The 18,854-nt window shown below is 72.0% G+C and carries 16 protein-coding genes; 7 read left to right on the top strand and 9 right to left on the bottom strand.

Features of this window, described 5'->3' with window-relative positions; translation table 11 throughout:
• Window positions 1-38: 38 nt before the first annotated feature.
• Together AB0E07_RS06225 and AB0E07_RS06220 are read left to right on the top strand one after the other, a co-directional pair.
• Window positions 39-938: a D-alanyl-D-alanine carboxypeptidase gene (locus tag AB0E07_RS06225; RefSeq protein WP_362247008.1), complete on the top strand. Its 900-nt coding sequence runs from the start codon at window positions 39-41 to the stop codon at window positions 936-938.
• 131 nt (window positions 939-1,069) lie between these two features.
• Window positions 1,070-2,008 carry a serine hydrolase gene (locus AB0E07_RS06220; protein WP_362247006.1) on the top strand — a complete coding sequence of 313 codons (939 nt, stop codon included), beginning with the start codon at window positions 1,070-1,072 and terminating at the stop codon, window positions 2,006-2,008.
• A 56-nt stretch (window positions 2,009-2,064) separates the two neighbouring features.
• Here AB0E07_RS06220 and AB0E07_RS06215 read toward each other — a convergent pair whose 3' ends face one another.
• Genes AB0E07_RS06215 through pdhA form a run of 3 tightly spaced genes read right to left on the bottom strand, consistent with a single transcriptional unit; the run spans window position 2,065 to window position 5,615 of the window.
• Window positions 2,065-3,474: a dihydrolipoamide acetyltransferase family protein gene (locus AB0E07_RS06215; RefSeq protein WP_362247004.1), complete on the bottom strand. Its 1,410-nt coding sequence runs from the start codon at window positions 3,472-3,474 to the stop codon at window positions 2,065-2,067.
• 10 nt (window positions 3,475-3,484) lie between these two features.
• Window positions 3,485-4,462, bottom strand: coding sequence for an alpha-ketoacid dehydrogenase subunit beta (locus AB0E07_RS06210; RefSeq protein ID WP_362247002.1), 978 nt, complete (start codon window positions 4,460-4,462; stop codon window positions 3,485-3,487).
• A 1-nt stretch (window position 4,463) separates the two neighbouring features.
• Window positions 4,464-5,615: a pyruvate dehydrogenase (acetyl-transferring) E1 component subunit alpha gene (gene pdhA / locus AB0E07_RS06205; protein ID WP_362247000.1), complete on the bottom strand. Its 1,152-nt coding sequence runs from the start codon at window positions 5,613-5,615 to the stop codon at window positions 4,464-4,466.
• A 467-nt stretch (window positions 5,616-6,082) separates the two neighbouring features.
• Between pdhA and AB0E07_RS06200 the strand changes: the two genes are divergently transcribed.
• Window positions 6,083-7,120, top strand: a complete 1,038-nt coding sequence (locus AB0E07_RS06200; RefSeq protein WP_362246998.1) for a phosphotransferase — start codon at window positions 6,083-6,085, stop codon at window positions 7,118-7,120.
• Window positions 7,121-7,184: 64 nt separating this feature from the next.
• Here AB0E07_RS06200 and AB0E07_RS06195 read toward each other — a convergent pair whose 3' ends face one another.
• On the bottom strand, window positions 7,185-8,750 hold the full coding sequence (locus AB0E07_RS06195) for a protein kinase (protein ID WP_362246996.1): 1,566 nt from the start codon (window positions 8,748-8,750) through the stop codon (window positions 7,185-7,187).
• A gap of 334 nt (window positions 8,751-9,084) precedes the next feature.
• On the opposite strand from AB0E07_RS06195, the gene AB0E07_RS06190 reads away from it, so the two are divergent.
• Window positions 9,085-10,728: a protein kinase gene (locus AB0E07_RS06190; protein WP_362246994.1), complete on the top strand. Its 1,644-nt coding sequence runs from the start codon at window positions 9,085-9,087 to the stop codon at window positions 10,726-10,728.
• A gap of 129 nt (window positions 10,729-10,857) precedes the next feature.
• Here AB0E07_RS06190 and AB0E07_RS06185 read toward each other — a convergent pair whose 3' ends face one another.
• Window positions 10,858-11,403, bottom strand: a complete 546-nt coding sequence (locus AB0E07_RS06185; RefSeq protein WP_362246992.1) for a bacterial proteasome activator family protein — start codon at window positions 11,401-11,403, stop codon at window positions 10,858-10,860.
• A gap of 166 nt (window positions 11,404-11,569) precedes the next feature.
• Here AB0E07_RS06185 and AB0E07_RS06180 point away from each other — a divergent pair, with 166 nt between their 5' ends.
• A complete protein-coding gene (locus AB0E07_RS06180; protein WP_362246990.1) occupies window positions 11,570-12,217 on the top strand; it encodes a hypothetical protein in 648 nt (215 codons plus the stop codon).
• Window positions 12,218-12,398: 181 nt separating this feature from the next.
• On the opposite strand, the gene AB0E07_RS06175 is transcribed toward AB0E07_RS06180, so the two are convergent.
• On the bottom strand, window positions 12,399-13,379 hold the full coding sequence (locus AB0E07_RS06175) for an NAD(P)H-quinone oxidoreductase (protein WP_362246988.1): 981 nt from the start codon (window positions 13,377-13,379) through the stop codon (window positions 12,399-12,401).
• Window positions 13,380-13,528: 149 nt separating this feature from the next.
• Between AB0E07_RS06175 and AB0E07_RS06170 the strand changes: the two genes are divergently transcribed.
• A complete protein-coding gene (locus AB0E07_RS06170; RefSeq protein ID WP_362246985.1) occupies window positions 13,529-14,527 on the top strand; it encodes an ATP-binding cassette domain-containing protein in 999 nt (332 codons plus the stop codon).
• Window positions 14,524-15,372: an ABC transporter permease gene (locus tag AB0E07_RS06165; protein WP_362246983.1), complete on the top strand. Its 849-nt coding sequence runs from the start codon at window positions 14,524-14,526 to the stop codon at window positions 15,370-15,372. The genes AB0E07_RS06170 and AB0E07_RS06165 overlap by 4 nt, the downstream gene beginning before the upstream one ends.
• Before the next feature lie 8 nt (window positions 15,373-15,380).
• Here AB0E07_RS06165 and AB0E07_RS06160 read toward each other — a convergent pair whose 3' ends face one another.
• From AB0E07_RS06160 to AB0E07_RS06150, 3 genes are read right to left on the bottom strand one after another with little or no spacing between them, the layout of a single operon-like run.
• Window positions 15,381-16,487 carry a potassium channel family protein gene (locus AB0E07_RS06160; protein ID WP_362246981.1) on the bottom strand — a complete coding sequence of 369 codons (1,107 nt, stop codon included), beginning with the start codon at window positions 16,485-16,487 and terminating at the stop codon, window positions 15,381-15,383.
• Complete coding sequence (locus AB0E07_RS06155) at window positions 16,475-17,872, bottom strand: molybdopterin molybdotransferase MoeA (RefSeq protein ID WP_362246979.1); 1,398 nt, start codon at window positions 17,870-17,872, stop codon at window positions 16,475-16,477. The genes AB0E07_RS06160 and AB0E07_RS06155 overlap by 13 nt, the downstream gene beginning before the upstream one ends.
• Entirely contained in the window at window positions 17,869-18,810 is a 942-nt protein-coding gene (locus AB0E07_RS06150; protein WP_362246977.1) for an NTP transferase domain-containing protein, read from the bottom strand. The genes AB0E07_RS06155 and AB0E07_RS06150 overlap by 4 nt, the downstream gene beginning before the upstream one ends.
• Between the last annotated feature and the right edge of the window lie 44 nt (window positions 18,811-18,854).

The following is an 18,854-nucleotide window of genomic DNA, read 5'->3' as shown; positions in this document are numbered from 1 at the left end:
GCGCATCAGGGGCATTCGACTAATTCGGGGTATTTGTGTTGATAACCGCCAGCAACGGCGTCCGCATCCGCAGGGCGGCGGCCGTCGCGCTCACCACGGGCGCGATGTTCGCCACGGCAGCCATCACCGCGGCACCGGCCCAGGCCGTGGCGACGCCCACCGTCACCGCCAAGGGCGCGTACCTGATGAACGGCACGACCGGTAAGACGCTCTGGTACAAGGACCCCAACTCCAAGCGGCTGACCGCCTCCACCACGAAGATCATGACCGCCAAGGTCGTGCTCACGCAGTCGAACCTGAACCTGGACGCCAAGGTCACCATCAAGAAGGCGTACAGCGACTACATCGTGTCCAAGGGGGCGTCCTCGGCGCGCCTGATCGTCGGCGACAAGGTCACCGTCCGCCAGCTGCTGTACGGGCTGATGCTGCCCTCCGGCTGCGACGCGGCGATGGCGCTGGCCGACAAGTTCGGTACCGGCTCGACGGTCGCGGCCCGCACCAAGAACTTCATCGCCAAGATGAACAGCAAGGCCAAGCAGCTCGGCATGACGAACACGCACTTCGACTCGTTCGACGGCATAAGCAACGGCTCGAACTACTCGACGGCGAAGGACCTGACGCTGCTCGCCCGCAGCGCCATGAAGTCCTCCACGTTCAAGTCGGTCGTGAAGACCAAGTCGTACACGGCCAAGACGATCACCAGCTCCGGCTCCACCCGGACCATGGGCGCGTGGACGAACACCAACACCCTGCTCGGCTGGAACGGCACGCTCGGCGTCAAGACGGGTTCGGGCACGTCCTCCAAGTACTGCCTGGTCTTCGCCGCGACGAAGAACGGCGAGACCGTGATGGGCGCGGTCCTCACCTCCTCCTCGGCGGCGAACCGCACGGCCGACGTGCAGAAGATGATCAACTACGGTTACGCCAAGATCAGCTGACATCCGTGCAGGACAGGACGACGGCCCGCCGCAACCACCGGCGGGCCCTTCGTCGTCCCAGGGGCGACGACCCCGTAACCCCGTCAACCCACTGTTCCCTCACCCCACTTCGCATCCTCGGAGCATCCATAGTGATAACCGGCATCAAGGGCGTAAGAGTCCGCCGAGCCGCCGCCGTCGTGGTCACGACCGGCGCGCTGCTGGCGGGCGGCGCCCTGGCGGCGCCCGCGCAGGCCGCGACCGCACCGACGGTCACCGCCAAGGGCGCCTTCATGCTCGACAGCACGACCGGCTCCACCCTGTACAGCAAGGCCCCGGACACCAAGCTGCCCATGGCCAGCACCACCAAGATCATGACGGCGCGGGTCGTGCTGGCGATCGAGGGCGTGAACCTCGACACCAAGGTCACCGTCAAGCAGTCCTACCGCGACTACGTCGCCGCCCAGGGCGCCAGCTCCGCGGACCTGAAGACCGGTGACAAGGTCACCGTCCGCCAGCTGCTGCACGCGCTGATGCTGCCCTCCGGCTGCGACGCCGCGATGGCGCTCGCCGACAAGTTCGGCACCGGCACCACCGTCGCCGCCCGCACCAAGAACTTCATCGCCAAGATGAACAAGAAGGCCGAGGCGCTCGGTCTGACCAGGACGCACTTCGACTCGTTCGACGGCAACTCCACGCAGAACACGAACTACACGACGCCCCGCGACCTCGCGAAGCTCACCCGCAGCGCGATGAAGTACTCGACGTTCGCGGGCATCGTGAAGAAGACCAAGACGGTGCAGTACGCCACGTCCAGCACGGGCGCCACCCGCACCTACACCTGGTACAACACCAACAAGCTGCTCGGCTCCTACAGCGGCGCGACCGGTGTGAAGACCGGCACCAACACCCCGGCCGGGCCCTGCCTGGTCTTCGCCGGCACCCGCAACGGCAAGTCGGTCGTGGGCGTGCTGCTCAACGACGCCAACCGCTTCACCGACGCCGCCAAGCTGATGGACTACTCCTTCGGCGCGACGACCGCGTCGACGATGCAGCTGCGCACGCTGCCCCCGGGCGCCCAGCAGGACTGACCGCACAGCGCGAAGGGGCCCGCCGCGAGACATCGCGGCGGGCCCCTTCCGTTTCGCTAGGCCCAGGTGATCAGCCGCTTGGGCTGCTCCAGGACCGCCGCCACGTCGGCGAGCACCTTGGAGCCCAGCTCGCCGTCGACCAGGCGGTGGTCGAAGGAGAGCGCCAGTGTGGTGACCTGACGGGGCTTGACCTTGCCCTTGTGGACCCACGGCTGGAGCTTGATGGCGCCGACCGCGAGGATCGCCGACTCACCGGGGTTCAGGATCGGGGTGCCGGTGTCGACGCCGAAGACGCCGACGTTGGTGATGGTCACCGTGCCGTGCTGCATCGCGGCGGGCGAGGTCCTGCCCTCCCGGGCCGTCGACACCAGCTCACCGAGGGACGCGGCCAGCTGGGGCAGGGTCTGGGCGTGCGCGTCCTTGATGTTCGGCACGATCAGACCGCGCGGGGTGGCCGCGGCGATGCCCAGGTTGACGTAGTGCTTGACCACGATCTCCTGGTTCGCCTCGTCCCAGGCGGCGTTGATGTCCGGGTTGCGCCTGATGGCGACCAGCAGGGCCTTGGCGACCAGCAGGAGCGGGTTGACCCGCAGCCCCTGCATGTCCTTGTCCTGCTTCAGCTCCTCGACCAGCTTCATCGTGCGCGTCACGTCGACCGTGACGAACTCGGTGACGTGCGGGGCCGTGAACGCCGAGCCGACCATCGCCGCGGCCGTGGCCTTGCGGACCCCCTTGACCGGGACCCGGGTCTCGCGGGCGCCGTCGTGCGCCGCCACCGGCGCCGGGGCGGCGACGGGAGCCGCCGGGGCCGGGGCGGCCGGGGCGGCCACCGCGGGTGCCGGTGCCTCGGGCACCGCCACCGCCGCGTGCACGTCGGCCCGCGTGATGATGCCGTCCGGGCCGGACGGGACCACCGTGGTGAGGTCGACCCCGAGGTCCTTGGCGAGCTTGCGCACCGGCGGCTTGGCCAGCGGACGCTCCTTCGCCGCGACCGGGCCGTGCCCGTTCAGCTCGCTCTGCACCGCCTGGGCCGCCGCGTTCTCCTGGGCGGGCACCTGGGTGCCCTTGCGCGGGCGGCGCTTGGTGGAGGACTGGGCCACGCCGTAGCCGACGAGCACCGGCTGGCGGCCCGCGGGCTTCTCCTCCTCCGCCTCGGGCGTCTCGGGCACGGCGGCCGGGGCCGGGGGCTCGGCCGGGGCGGCGCCGCCCGACACGTCCACGGCGATGATCGCCGTACCGACGTCCACCGTGCTGCCCTCGGGGAAGTGCAGCGCGCGGACCACCCCGTCGTAGGGGATGGGCAGTTCGACGGCGGCCTTGGCCGTCTCGACCTCGCACACCGGCTGGCCGTCGGTGACCGTGTCACCGACCTGGACGTACCACTTGAGGATCTCCGCCTCGGTGAGGCCCTCACCGACGTCCGGCATCTTGAACTCGCGTACGGACGCTTCCGTCATCGTCGTCACGACCCTCTCCTCAGTACGCCAGGGCACGGTCGACGGCGTCGAGCACCCGGTCCAGGCCCGGCAGGTACTCCTCCTCCAGGCGCGCCGGCGGGTACGGGGCGTGGTAGCCGCCGACCCTGAGCACCGGAGCCTCCAGGTGGTAGAAGCAGCGCTCGGTGATCCGGGCGGCGATCTCCGCGCCGGAGCCGAAGAACACCGGCGCCTCGTGGACCACCACCAGCCGGCGGGTCTTCTCCACCGAGGTCTGGATGGAGTCGAAGTCGAGCGGGGAGACCGAGCGCAGGTCCAGGACCTCCAGGGAGCGGCCCTCCTCGGCGGCCGCGGCGGCGACCTCCTGGCAGAGCTTCACCATCGGGCCGTAGGCGACCAGGGTGAGGTCGGTGCCCTCGCGGACGACCTGCGCCCTGTGCAGCGGGCCGGGGATCGCCTCGGTGTTGACCTCGGCCTTGTCCCAGTAGCGCCGCTTGGGCTCGAAGAAGATCACCGGGTCGTCGCTCTGGATCGCCTGCTGCATCATCCAGTAGGCGTCGGAGGCGTTCGACGGGGAGACGATCTTCAGTCCGGACACGTGCGCGAACAGCGCCTCGGGGGACTCCGAGTGGTGCTCGACCGCGCCGATGCCGCCGCCGTAGGGGATGCGGACGACGACCGGGAGCTTGACCTTGCCCAGGGAGCGGGCGTGCATCTTGGCGAGCTGGGTGACGATCTGGTCGTAGGCCGGGAAGACGAAGCCGTCGAACTGGATCTCCACCACCGGGCGGTAGCCGCGCAGCGCCAGGCCGATCGCGGTGCCGACGATGCCGGACTCGGCGAGCGGGGTGTCGATGACCCGCTCCTCGCCGAAGTCCTTCTGGAGTCCGTCCGTCACCCGGAACACGCCGCCGAGCTTGCCGACGTCCTCCCCCATGATGAGGACCTTGGGGTCGGACTCCAGGGCCCTGCGCAGGGATTCGTTGATCGCCTTGGCGAGTGCCATCTTCTCGGCCATGTCACTTGCCCCCTTCGGCGTCCGCGAACGACGCCTGGTAGGCGGCGAACTGGGCGCGCTCCTCGTCGACGAGCGCGTGCCCGTCCGCGTAGACGTTCTCGAAGATCGCGAAGTGGTCCGGGTCGGGCATCGCGCGGACCGCCTCGCGCACGCGGCGGCCGAGCGCCTCGGACTCGGTCTCCAGCTCCGCGAAGAAGCCCTCGTCCACCTGGTGGGCGGACTCCAGGTACTGGCGCAGCCGCTGGATCGGGTCCTTGGCCTCCCAGGACACCCGCTCCTCGTCACCGCGGTAGCGGCTCGGGTCGTCGGAGGTGGTGTGCGCGCCCATGCGGTAGGTGTACGCCTCGACCAGCGTGGGGCCCTCGCCGCGGCGGGCCCGCTCCAGCGCCCACTTGGTGACCGCGAGACAGGCCAGCACGTCGTTGCCGTCCACCCGGACGCCCGGGAAGCCGTAGCCCTGCGCGCGCTGGTAGAGCGGGACGCGGGTCTGCTTCTCGGTGGGCTCGGAGATCGCCCACTGGTTGTTCTGGCAGAAGAACACCACCGGCGCGTTGTAGACGGCCGAGAAGGTGAAGGACTCCGCCACGTCGCCCTGGCTGGAGGCGCCGTCGCCGAAGTAGGCGATCACGGCGCCGTCGCTGCCGTCCTTGGCCACGCCCATCGCGTAGCCGGTGGCGTGCAGCGTCTGCGAGCCGATGACGATCGTGTAGAGGTGGAAGTTGTTGCCGTTGGGGTCCCAGCCGCCGTTGTTCACACCCCGGAACATGCCGAGCAGGTTGGTGGGGTCGACACCGCGGCACCAGGCGACGCCGTGCTCGCGGTAGGTCGGGAAGACGTAGTCGTCGTCGCGCAGGGCCCGGCCGGAGCCGATCTGGGCGGCCTCCTGGCCGAGCAGCGAGGCCCACAGGCCCAGCTCGCCCTGACGCTGGAGGGAGGTGGCCTCGGCGTCGAAGCGGCGGGTGAGCACCATGTCGCGGTAGAGCCCGCGCAGGTCTTCGGGGGTGATGTCGGCGACGTACTTGTCGTACTCGGCGTTCTTGACGCGCTTGCCCTCGGGCGTCAGCAGCTGAACGAGTTCGGGCTTGGTGCTCGGGGACTTCCTGGTCCCGGCGCTGCGTCGCGGTTTGCGCGCGGCAGTGCTCTCCACGGTCACGTGTGCTCCTCCGTCGGTCCGGCCCCCGGGGTTGCCGGGAAGGCCAGTGCGGCTCACCTGGTCCGACACCCGTGCACGGGGTGGGTGTCACTCGGCCGGAACAGGCGTGACAGGTGCCCCGGCGAGCGCCCTGCAACAATCACGTTACCCAGTGCTCCACATTTCTGTGAAACCCCATTTGACCTGCGATTTTGCTTGGATTTCCAAGTAAATCGCGAGCGGCTCGAAGGGTGCTGGTCACAGCCTTGCAGGAGGCCGGAGCAACGGCACGTTATCCCGCGCACCCAGGTCACCGGAAGACTTCACCCGGCGCGGAGCGGCGCACTGTGCACCAGTCGCCGCCCGTCGCGGAGCGGATGTCCCCGGAAAGCCGCTTGGAGAGCGATTGGTGACCACAAGTGAACATCGTTGACGTTCCGTGACAACGCCCAGCTCACAGGCCTCATCCGTGCCCTAGCATCTGCCGCGTGCAGCGCCCTTGTGTACCACCCCCTTTACCCCACGCGCCCCCACTGAGCGCCCTTCTGCGCCAGTACGCGGCCGGCCGCGCCGTCACCTGCGAGCCCGTCGACCAGGGGCTGCTCAACCGCGGCTACCGGCTCCGCACGACCCGCGGCCGGTACTTCCTCAAGCACCACTTCGACCCCGAGACCGCCGACCCCGCGGCCATCGCCCGCCAGCACCGGGCGACCCGCCGTCTGTCCGACCTCGGCGTCCCCGTGGCGCCACCGCTGTCCGGGCGGGACGGCGGCACCGTCGCGGTGGTCGGCGGCCACGCCTACGCCCTGCACCCCTGGATCGACGGCGGGCACCGGCACGGCGGCCAGCTCACCCCGGCGCAGTGCGGCAGGCTCGGCGGGCTGCTGGGGGCGGTGCACGCGGGGCTTGAGCGCGTGATGCCACGGCGCGTGATGCCGCCGCGGGGGCGGGCGCCCGCGGTGAGCGCCGACCCCGAGGACACCTTCGCGCTCATCGAGGAGCTGCTGGGCCGGGTCGGCCGGCACCGCCCGGTCGACGCCTTCGACGAGCTGGCCCGCCACCGGCTGCTGGAACGGCGCGTGCTGCTGGAGCGGCACGCCGGGCGGCGACCGTCCGGCGGCGGCCCGGTGGGCTGGGTGCACGGCGACTTCCACCCCTTCAACCTGCTCTACCGGGGGGACGCGCCCGCGGCGATCGTCGACTGGGACCGGCTCGGGGTGCAGCCGCGCGCGGAGGAGGCGGTCCGGGCCGCCGCGATCTTCTTCGTCCGGCCCGCCGGCACCCTGGACCTGCCGAAGGTGCGGGCCTACGCGCGGGCGTACCGGAGCGCCGCGGGCGCCGACGCCGCCGAGCTGGCGGCGGCCGTGCACCGGGTGTGGTGGGAGCGGCTGAACGACTTCTGGATGCTGCGCTGGCGCTACGAGCGCGGGGACAGCCGCGCGGACCCGCAGTTCCCGGCCGCCTCGGCGCTGGTGGTGTGGTGGACGCGGGAGTACGACGCGGTGCGGGCGGCGTTCGTGGACTGAGGCGCCGTGCCGCGGAACGGCCCCCCACGTGCGCGTGAGGGGCCGTTCCCGGTGCCGTGGGGCCTCAGTCTCCGTCGACCTCGCCCGTGGCGCCCTCGACGGTGCCGTCCGTCGGCTCGACCGGGTCGGTGGGCTCGGTGGCGGTCTCGGTCGGCTCCGGCGCGGTGTCGGTCGGCTCCGGCGCGGTCTCCGTCGGCTCCGGCGCGTCACTGGTCGCCGGCTGGGACGGCGTGTACGTCGGCGAGGTCGAGGGCGTCCAGCCCGTGCCGCCGTCCGTACCGGTGTTGTCGTCGGTGGCCGTGTCGGTGGGCTCGTCGGTCTCGTCGTCGCTCGGCGTCTCGCTGGCCGTCTCGTCGTCCTCGGTCTGCGAGGTGGTCGGCGACTGCGTGGTCCCGGTGCCCGGGTTCTTGTCCCCGTCGCCGTTCACCGCGAGGGCGACGCCCGCCGCGATGGCGATCACCGCGAGGACGGCGAGGATCCACAGCTTGCCGCGGCCACTGCCCTTGTTGCCGTGTCCCTCGAAGCCGCCGTCGTCCCCGTTGCCGTAGTGGCCGGGCAGGATCGGCTGCGGGATCTGGGTGGTGCCGGCCGCCGCGCCGGGGTGGCCCATCACCGCGGTCTGCGCGAAACCGGCCCCGGGGGTGTGCCGGCCGTCGTGGGTGTCGACGGGGCCGGTGTTCCAGGTGCCGGTGTGGCTGCCCTGGTCGTACAGCATCTGGAGGCCGTACTGGACCAGGCCGCGCATCTCCTCGGCGGTCTGGAAACGGTCGTCGGGCTCCTTGGCGAGGGAGCGCATGACCAGGCCGTCCAGCTCCGGCGGCGCGGCGTCGGACGCCTCCGACGGGGGCGTCGGGATGTCCTGGACGTGCTGGTAGACCACCGACAGCGGGGTCTCGCCGGTGAACGGGGGCCGCAGGGCGAGGAGTTCGTAGAGGAGGCAGCCGGTCGCGTACAGGTCGGAGCGGTGGTCGACGGCCTTGCCGAGCGCCTGCTCGGGCGAGAGGTACTGCGGGGTGCCCATGACCATGCCGGTCTGGGTCATCGTGGTGGACGCGCCGTGCAGGGCACGGGCGATGCCGAAGTCCATCACCTTCACGGCGCCGTTGTTGGTGATGATGACGTTCGCCGGCTTGATGTCGCGGTGCACGATGCCGTGCTGGTGCGAGTAGGCGAGCGCCTCCAGCACCCCGGAGACGATGATCAGCGCCTGCTCGGGGCCGGGCGCCTCGGCGTTGATGAGGAGATCGCGGATGGTGCGGCCCTCGACCAGCTCCATCACGATGTACGGCACGCTCTGGCCGCCCACGAAGTCCTCGCCGGAGTCGTACACGGCGACGATCGCGTGGTGGTTGAGGCCGGCCACCGACTGGGCCTCGCGGGTGAAGCGGGCCTTGGAGGTCGGGTCCTCGGCGAGATCGGCGCGCAGCAGCTTGACCGCGACGGTGCGTCCCAGCCGGACGTCCTCGGCGGCGAACACCTCGGCCATGCCGCCCCGGCCCAGTCTGTGGGTGAGCCGGTACCGGCCGTCCCCGACCAGCCCGCCGTTGCCCCACAACTCCGGCGCATCTGACATACCGCCGCCAGTCGCCTCGGGGTCGGACGGGCCCTGAGCGCGCTGCTGCTGTGCCATCGGTCCTCGCCGTCGTGTCTGCCCGCGGTGCGCGCGGTGTTGTTACGGTCTCCGTCGGCCACGCTACAGCCTCAGCGCAAGCCTCCGACCCGGGAAGGTGACCCGCGGCCGGTCCGGGACGGACCGGCCATGAAACCCGGTGGCCGGGGCACCGTGCAAATTCGGTGTACCAGCCGTACGACCCCTGTAACGCTTGCGCGACTCTTCATTCGCGTACGGTCACGGAACGGGCACCGAGCTTGACGTGTCACTGCCCTGGGGCAGACTTGGCCGGGAATAGCACTTTCGATCAACGACAATCGCCGGCGCCAACGGCTATGGGGGACACGGAGACATGAGCCAGGACGGCGCACACGGGCGGTACGCGGGACGAGCACTGGCGGGCGGCCGATACCAGCTGCGCGACTTGCTCGGCGAGGGCGGCATGGCCTCGGTGCACCTGGCGTACGACACCGTGCTCGACCGCCAGGTCGCCATCAAGACCCTGCACACCGAACTCGGCCGCGAGCAGGCGTTCCGCGAGCGGTTCCGCCGCGAGGCCCAGGCCGTGGCCAAGCTCACGCACACCAACATCGTCTCGGTCTTCGACACCGGCGAGGACACGGTGTCGGGGGGCTCCGCCGCGGGCGACGGCATGCCGATGCCGTACATCGTCATGGAGTACGTCGAGGGCCGTCCGCTCGGCTCGGTGCTCGACGAGGACGTACGTCAACAGGGCGCGATGCCCGCCGACAAGGCGCTGAAGATCACCGCGGACGTGCTGGCCGCCCTGGAGATCAGCCACGAGATGGGCCTGGTCCACCGGGACATCAAGCCGGGCAACGTGATGATGACCAAGCGCGGCGTCGTCAAGGTGATGGACTTCGGCATCGCCCGCGCCATGCAGTCCGGCGTCACCTCGATGACCCAGACCGGCATGGTCGTCGGCACCCCGCAGTACCTCTCCCCCGAGCAGGCGCTCGGCCGGGGCGTGGACGCCCGCTCCGACCTGTACTCGGTCGGCATCATGCTGTTCCAACTGGTCACCGGGCGGCTGCCGTTCGAGGCGGACTCGCCGCTGGCCATCGCGTACGCGCATGTGCAGGAGGAGCCGGTGGCTCCGTCCTCCGTCAACCGCTCGCTGCCGCCGGCGGTGGACGCGCTGGTCGCCCGCGCGCTGCGGAAGAACCCGAACGAGCGCTTCCCGAGCGCCGAGGCGATGCGCGACGAGTGCCTGCGGGTGGCGTCCTCCTTCCAGGCCGCCGCGCCGAACATCGTGCCGGGCGCCCCGACCGCCAGCGGCGCGGGAGTCGGCTCCGCGGTGTTCCCGCCGGTCGACCAGTCGGCCCCGGCGCCCACCGGCCCGGTGCACACCCCGTACCAGCCGGCCCCGACGCCGAACCCGTACGGCTCGCCGACCCCGGCGCCCTCCCCCGCGTACGGCTACCCGCAGCAGCACGGCTACCAGACGCCCCCGCCCGCCGGGTACGGGTCGTCGACCCCGCCGCCGTACAACCTGACCCCGCAGACCACCGTGTCCGGTTCCGGGGGTGGCGGGCGGAACAACAAGCCGGTGATCATCGGCTCGATCGTGGTGTCCGTGCTGGCGGTGGGCGGTCTGATCGCCGCGCTCACGCTGAACGGCGGCACCGACGACGATCCGAAGGCCAACACCAGCGCGTCCGCCTCGGCCACCAAGGCGGAGGGCTACCGGGGTCCGGACCGGTCGCGGGTCATCGAGAAGGACGAGTGCACCGAGCCGCAGGAGTCGTACAACGACCCCGACATGGTGGAGATGCCGGACTTCGCGTTCAAGGACTACGAGTCGGTGCGGGCCTGCGCCAGGGCCGCCGGCTGGCAGGTCGAGCCCAATGACGTGGACGAGAACACGTGGGGCGAGGACACGGTGATGGGGCAGTTCCCGGAGAAGGGGACCGACATCGATCCCGAGAACCCGCCGACGATCAAGCTCAACGTCTCCACGGGCAACCCGGCCTGACCCGACACGCGGCAGGGCCCGGCAGGCTTCGTGCCTGCCGGGCCCTGTTCATGTCCTCACAGGACGTGTGTCCTTACAGGAGGCGTGTCCAGGACGTGTGTCCAGGACGTGTGTCCAGGACGTGTTTCCTTACAGGTACGGACCGCCCGAGCGGCCGCCGGTGCGGGGGTCGTCGAGGCCCTCCTCATGACCGACACCCGGGGGCAGCGCGCGGCGCATCGACTCCAACTGGGCGCGGGCCGCCATCTGCTGGGCGAACAGCGTGGTCTGGATCCCGTGGAACAGTCCCTCCAGCCAGCCCACCAACTGGGCCTGCGCGATGCGCAGTTCCGAGTCGGAGGGGGTCACCTCGTCGGTGAACGGCAAGGACAGGCGCTCCAGTTCCTCCACCAGCTCGGGAGCCAGACCGTCCTCCAGCTCCTTCACCGAGCTGGCGTGGATCTCCTTGAGCCGGACCCGGCTGGCCTCGTCGAGCGGAGCGGCCCGCACCTCTTCGAGCAGCTGCTTGATCATGCTGCCGATCCGCATGACCTTCGCCGGCTGCTCCACCTGCTCCGTCACCGGGATCTCTCGGGAGCCCTCGTCCTCGTTGCCGCCACTGAGCGCCATGCCGTCCTGGCCCACGACCAGGATCTGCGGGTTCTCCGGCGACCTTTCGTTCCTCGGCATCTCCATGCCGCCATTCTCTCGCACGCCTCCATCACACCAGCGTGGTGCCCCCCGTGGCGGGTGATCCACCGTTTGTCCCGGCGGACTTTCCGTCACCGGGCGGCGGCAGGGGGTTCGCCCCGGCGGCGGCGCCCGGAATGCCCGGTTCTTCGGGTGGTGTGAGGCTGGTCCCGTGACTCCATGGATACGGGCGGTGCGGGCTGCGGGGCTGGCGGTCGCCCTGGTGGGGGGCGGCGGGAGCGGGGTGGCGTACGCCGGGTCCCTGGCGCCGTACGCGTCCGCCACCGCCCCGGCGCCCTCCGCGTCCGCCTCCGGAGGCTCCGGCGGCTCCGGTGTCTCGGCAGCCCCGGGGCCGTCCGCGTCCGTCTCCGCGACCGTCTCCGCTTCCCGGGCGCCGCGCCCGTCCGTCCCGGCCGCCTCCACTGGCTCAGCAGCCTCCGCCGCCCCGACGCCGCCCTCGGCTGCCGCCACCCTCTCCGCCCCGCCGGCCGCCCCCGCCGCCCCTGCGCCGTCCGCCTCGGTGCCGCCCGTGCCGCCCTCCCGGGCCGGGAGCGCGGCCGGAGAGGGGCGGGAGCGGCCCGGACGGCCGGGAGTGAGTCCGCCCGAGGAGGAGGAGGCCGTACCCGAGCCCTCCGTCACGGCCCCGGCGCAGCCGGTACGGGACCCGGTGCCGGTGGCCTCCCCGGAACCGGTGCCCGCCCGGCAGGCCGTCGAGGCCGAGCCGGTGCTGGAGGTGCTGCCGCTGGGCAGCGGGCTGGTCCTCGTCGGCCTCGGCCTCGGCCTGGCCTTCGTCGGCCTGCGCCTGCGCCGCCCCGACTAGCCGGGCACGCCCCGGGGCGTGCCCCCGCAGCCGTGCACGCCCGGGACGGTCCCGAGTCACCGGGCCGAGCGCACGCCCAGGGCCGCGGGGCGGACCCGAGTCACCGGGCCGAGCGCACGCCCAGGGCCGCGGGGCGGACCCGAGTCACCGGGCCGGGCGCACGTTCCGGTGAGGGATGCGCTCAGGGGGCGACCAGGAGCACCTTGCCGATGTGGCCGCTCTCCTCCAGGATCCGGTGCGCGGCCGCGGCCTCCGGCATGGGCAGCTCCCGGTCGACGACCGGACGCACGTGCCCGCCCTCGATCAGCGGCCACACATGCTCCCGTACGGCCGCCACGATCGCCGTCTTCTCGGCCCCGGGGCGGGCCCGCAGCGAGGTCGCGCTGATCGCGGCGCGCTTGGTCAGCAGGGCCGCGATGTTCAGCTCGCCCTTGATGCCGCCCTGCATGCCGATGATCGCCAGGCGGCCGTTGACCGCGAGGGCGCGGACATTGCGGTCGAGGTACTTGGCCCCCATGTTGTCGAGGATGACGTCGGCGCCCGCGCCGTCGGTGGCCTTCGCGACCTCCTCGACGAAGTCCTGCTCCTTGTAGTCGACCAGGATGTCCGCGCCCAGCTCGGCGCACCGCTCCAGCTTGGCCCGGCTGCCCGCGGTGACCGCGACCTTCGCGCCGACGGCCTTCGCGAGCTGGATCGCCATGGTGCCGATGCCGCTGGAGCCGCCGTGCACGAGCAGCGTCTCCCCGGGACGCAGGTGGGCGATCATGAAGACGTTGGACCAGACCGTGCAGACCACCTCGGGCAGGGCTGCCGCCCGCACCAGGCCCACCCCCTTGGGCACGGGCAGCAGCTGACCGGCCGGGACGACGGCCTTCTGCGCGTAGCCGCCGCCCGCGAGCAGCGCGCACACCTCGTCGCCGACCGCCCAGCCGGAGACGCCCGGACCGAGCGCGGCGATCCGCCCCGAGCACTCCAGGCCCGGGTGCGGGGAGGTGCCGGGCGGCGGGTCGTAGAAGCCCTGCCGCTGGAGGATGTCGGCCCGGTTCACGGCGCTCGCCGCCACCTCGACCAGGACCTCGCCCTGGCCGGGCACCGGTTCGGGGACCTCGGCCCACACCAGCGCCTCGGGCCCGCCGGGTTCGTCAATCGTGATCGCATGCATGGCAGCGACGCTACTCCTCGGTCCCGGGTCCCGGGCCGGCTCGGTCCTTGGTCGGGTTCGCCGAGAAATTCCTGTGCGAAACCGATGAGTTTGCGCGACGGTAAAGGTCTCCCCATGCGTAACCCAAGTGCGTGGAAGGACAAGCCACCATGAGCCAGCACACGTCAGCCCTGGCCATCGAGACGGCGGGCCTGGTGAAGACGTTCGGCGACACCAGGGCCGTCGACGGCGTCGATCTGTCGGTTCCGGCCGGAACCGTCTACGGCGTCCTCGGCCCGAACGGCGCCGGGAAGACCACCACCGTGAAGATGCTCGCTACCCTCCTGCGGCCCGACGGCGGCGAGGCCCATGTCTTCGGCCACGACGTCGTCCGCGAGGCCGACGAGGTGCGCAGCAGGGTGAGCCTGACCGGCCAGTACGCCTCGGTCGACGAGGACCTCACCGGCACCGAGAACCTGGTGCTGCTGGGCCGGCTGCTGGGCCACTCCAAGCAGGCCGCGCGCCGCCGCAGCGAACAGCTCCTGGAGGCGTTCGGACTGTCGGAGGCGGCCGCGAAGCAGGTCAAGCACTACTCCGGCGGTATGCGGCGCCGGATCGACATCGCCGCGTCCATCCTGAACACCCCCGAGCTGCTCTTCCTCGACGAGCCGACCACCGGGCTCGACCCGCGCAGCCGCAACCAGGTGTGGGACATCGTGCGCGCGGTGGTCGCCCAGGGCACGACCGTGCTGCTGACCACCCAGTACCTGGACGAGGCCGACCAGCTGGCGTCCCGGATCGCGGTCATCGACAAGGGCCGGGTGATCGCCGAGGGCACCAAGGGCGAGCTGAAGGCGTCCGTGGGCGCCGGATCGGTCCATCTGCGGCTGCGGGACCCGGGGCAGCGGCCGGACGCGGAGCGGGTGCTGCGCGCGGCCCTCGCCGCGGACGTGACGCTGGAGCCCGATCCGGTGGCGCTGACCGCCCGGCTCGGCTCGGCGACCGGGGACGGCGCGGCGGAGCAGGCCTCACGGGCCCTCGCCGAACTGGCCCGTACCGGCATCACCGTCGACAACTTCTCACTGGGCCAGCCCAGCCTGGACGAGGTCTTCCTCGCCCTCACCGGCCACGACACCGGCCACGACAGCAAGGACGAGGTGGCGGCATGAGCACCGCGACGACCCCGGAAGCCAAGGAACTCGCCCCGGTCAGCGCCGAGTCGCTCGCCGAACTGCTCGTCTCGGGGGAGCGGCCGCGGCGGCCCAGCGCGCTGTCCGCCTCGCTGACCTTCGGCTGGCGGGCGATGCTGAAGATCAAGCACGTCCCCGAGCAGCTCTTCGACGTCACCGCCTTCCCGATCATGATGGTGCTGATGTACACGTACCTGTTCGGGGGCGCCCTGGCCGGGTCCCCGGAGGAGTACATCCAGTTCCTGCTGCCGGGCATCCTGGTGATGTCGGTCGTGATGATCACGATGTACACCGGGGTGTCGGTCAACACCGACATCGAGAAGGGTGTCTTCGACCGGTTCCGGACGCTGCCCATCTGGCGGCCCTCGACGATGGTCGGCTATCTCCTCGGGGACGCCCTGCGCTACACCATCGCCTCCGTGGTCATGCTGACCGTGGGCGTCATCCTCGGCTACCGGCCGGACGGCGGCGTCGTGGGCGTGCTCGCCGGGATCGCCCTGCTGGTGCTGTTCTCGTTCGCGTTCTCGTGGATCTGGACGATGTTCGGGCTGCTGCTGCGCACCGAGAAGTCGGTGATGGGCGTCAGCATGATGGTGATCTTCCCGCTGACCTTCCTGTCCAACGTCTTCGTCGACCCGAGCACCATGCCGGGCTGGCTCCAGGCGTTCGTCAACAACAGCCCCATCACCCACCTGGCCTCCGCGGTGCGGGAGTTGATGGCGGGTGACTGGCCGGCCGACGAGATCGCCTGGTCGCTGGGGTGGTCCGCGCTGTTCGTGCTGGTCTTCGGGCCGATCACGATGCGGCTGTACAACCGCAAGTAGTCCGGGCCTCAGTCCTGGGGAAGCGGGCGGACGTCGGGCGCGACCTGCGTGCTCGGCGTCGCCCGCACGATGGTGATGAGACGGTCCGTCGCCTGGAGCGTGCCGACGTCCTCGTGGTCGTAGCCGAGGACCCGGTGGCCCCGCAGCACGCTCACCACCAGGTCGCTGGTCTCCCGCGGCCCCTTGCCCACCTCGGCCTTTATGACCGGCCGTTCGACCAGGTCCAGGCCGCTGCCCTGGTGGATCAGGTCCTCCATCACCATGCCCGCGGCGGGACTCAGCACCGACAGGCCGAGCAGCCGGCCGGCCGCGCTGGCGCTGGTGATGACCGCGTCCGCGCCGGACTGCTTCAGCAGCGGCGCGTTCTCCTCCTCACGGACCGCGGCCACGATCTTCGCCCCGCGGTTGAGCTGGCGGGCCGTCAGCGTCACCAGGACGGCGGTGTCGTCCCGTTGGGTGGCGATGATGATCTTCCGGGCCCGGTGCACCTCGGCCCGGTTCAGCACATCGCTGCGGGTCGCGTCGCCCACGACCCCCGCGAAGCCCTCGGCCGTCGCGGCGTCGATCGCCTTGGCGCTGGGGTCGACCACGACCACCTGCTCCTTGCGCAGGCCCGTCGCGCACACGGTCTCGATCGCCGAACGCCCCTTGGTGCCGAAGCCGACGACGACGGTGTGGTCGCGCAAGGTGGACCTCCAGCGGTTCAGACGCCATTCCTCACGCGTGCGCTCGGTGAGGACCTCCAGCGTGGTGCCGACCAGGATGATCAGGAAGAGCACCCGCATCGGCGTGATGACAAGGATGTTGGTGAGCCGGGCCGTGTCGCTGACCGGCGTGATGTCGCCGTATCCCGTGGTGGAGAGGGTGACGGTGGAGTAGTAGAAGGCGTCCAGGAAGTCCAGGCTGCCGTCGGAGTTGTCGGTGTAGCCCTCACGGTCGGCGTAGACGATGAGGGAGCAGATGACCAGCAGCGACAGCGCCATCAGCACCCGCTTGGCGACCTGCCGGAACGGGTGCTCCACCACCTTCCTCGGCAGCTTCACCCGATGGGTGACCAGCCGTTCGTCCGGCTGGCGCGCGATGGCGTCGTGGCCCGGAAGTTTCACGTGAAACACACCCCGATCCCGGAGGACGCCCAGGGCAGGTCCAGCAGTTCCGCCTCGGCTCCCGCCGGCGCCCCTCCGGGCGGTACGACGGCCAGGGCGTCGGCGGCGGCGATCCCCCGCAGCATCGCGGGGCCGTTGTAGTGCAGCGGGACGGCCCGGTCGCCGCGCAGCACCACCGGCACGAGCCGGGTGTCGTACGGATGCCCGTGCGCCGCGTCCCGCAGCGGCACCGTGTACGGCTCGGGCGCGGGCCGGGCCGCGAGGGTGCGCAGCAGCGGCTCGGCGAGCGTGAGGAGGCCGGAGACGGCCGCCAGGGGGTTTCCGGGCAGGCCGACCAGGTGCTGGTTCTCCTTGGTGCGGGCCAGCAGCATGGGGTGGCCTGGGCGGACCTTGACGCCGTCGACGAGGAGTTCGGCCTTGAGGTGGCCGAGGACGGGGTGGACATGGTCCACGGGTCCGGAGGCGGTGCCGCCGGTGGTGACGATCAGGTCGGCCTCGGAGTAGGCGACCGCCTTGTGCAGGGCCTCGGCGTCGTCGCCGAGCCGGCGCACACCGGTCACCTCGGCGCCCAGCGCGCGCAGCCAGTGCGGCAGCATCGGGCCGAGCGCGTCCCGGATCAGCCCGTCGTGGGGCAGCCCCTCGGTGAGCAACTCGTCGCCCAGGATCAGCACTTCGACACGCGGCCGGGCGACGGCGGTCAGGGTGTCGTAGCCCGCGGCGGCGGCGAGGCCGAGGACGGCCGGGGTCACCAGGGTGCCGAGGGGCAGCAGTTGGTCACCGGAGCGGCATTCCTGGCCGCGGGGCCGGATGTCCTGGCCGTGCTGGAGGGTGGAGGTGCCGGCACCCGAACCGGGCCGGGACGGGGGGAGGGTGGCGTGCAGCCTCCCCTTGTCGTCGGTACGGCCGTGCTCGCTGCGGAGCACGGCGGTGGTGTCCGGGGGGATCCGGGCGCCGGTGGCGATCCGGACCGCCTCTCCGTCCGTGAGCCGCTCCGGCTCGCCGTGCCCGGCCAGCACACCGGTCTCCCGTACGGCCCAGGGGCCCGGTCCGGCGACCGCCCAGCCGTCCATCGCCGAGGTGTCGAAGGAGGGCAGGTCGGTGAGGGCGGCGAGCGGGGCGGCCAGGGTGAGGCCGAGCGCCGCGTCCAGCGGGACGGACACCGGGTCGCGCCGGGCGCCGCGCGGCCTGCCCGCACGGGCGGCCACGGCTCGGGCCTCCGGCCAGGGGGTGGTCCGGTGGCGCTCGGCCGGGGGCGGCCCGGGGCGCTCCTCGGGCCGCGGCCGGCGCGCGGGGTCGTGATCGCCCGCCGGAGGGTTGCCGTTCACCAGGGCGAGCACCTCCTCGATGTCGAGGTCCTCGGCGTCCGGGCCGTCGTGGACGCTGCGGGCGGTCATCCGGCGTCCGGGGCGGCGTCGGGCTTCGCGTCCGGGGCGGCGTCGGGCTTCGCGTCCGGAGACTGTTCGGCGGCCCAGCGCGCGGCAAGGTCGGCGGCCTTGCGGGCGGCCTCGGCGACCGCCTCGGGACCGCCCCCGGCACGGGCCGCCGCGTAGCCGACGAGGAAGGTGGTCAGCGGGGCCGCGGGCCGCGCCACCCCGTGGGCGGCGTCCCGGGCGAGGTCCAGCAGGACCTTGATGTCGACGTCGAGGTCGATGCCCAGCTCGTCCTTGGCCGCGGAGATCCATTCATCCAACACGTGCCCATGCTCCCTGATCCGTGCCCTGGCGGTGGCGATGTCGTCCCAGGTGTCGCAGTCGAAGGACGCGAGCGGGCCGGGGACGCGGGTGAGTCGGAGGCCCGCGGTGAGGCGGCGCAGCGGCAGGCCGGTCAGGCCGCCGTGCTCCTCCCGCAGTGCCGTCAGTCCCTCGCGCAGCCGTGCCGCGCGGTAGGCGGCGACGAGCGGCTGGTCCCGGCCGTCGGCGTCGGTGAGGAGCGCTCCGTCGATGAGGGGCGCTCCGTCGGTGCCGCTTCCGGCCACCGTGGTGAGCAGCAGCTCCACGGTGGCCGTGTCGAGGAAGGGCAGGTCGGCGGAGAGCAGCAGGACCCGGTCCGCGGTGGTGCGGCGCAGACCGGCGTCGAGGGCGGCGAGCGGACCCCCGCCGGGCGGGTCCTCGCGCGCCCAGGTCACCGGGCGGGCGGTGGGCCTGGGGTCGGCGACGACCACGGTGGCCCGCGCGCCGGCGCAGGCGGCGAGCACCCGGTCCAGGAGCGGGCGCCCGCCCACGCTCAGGCCGGGCTTGTCGGCGCCGCCGAGCCGCCGGGCGGCGCCCCCGGCGAGCACGACGGCGTCGTACGCCTCGCTGTCCGGGTCGCCCGGGGGCTCGTACGCGGTCACCCCCCGAGTATGCGGGCCCCGGCGATCACAGGGAACGTGCCGGG

Origin of the sequence: Streptomyces sp. NPDC048002 (assembly GCF_040653275.1) — a bacterium.
Taxonomy (GTDB): Bacteria; Actinomycetota; Actinomycetes; order Streptomycetales; family Streptomycetaceae; genus Streptomyces.
This window is presented reverse-complemented; position numbering and strand designations above follow the sequence as displayed.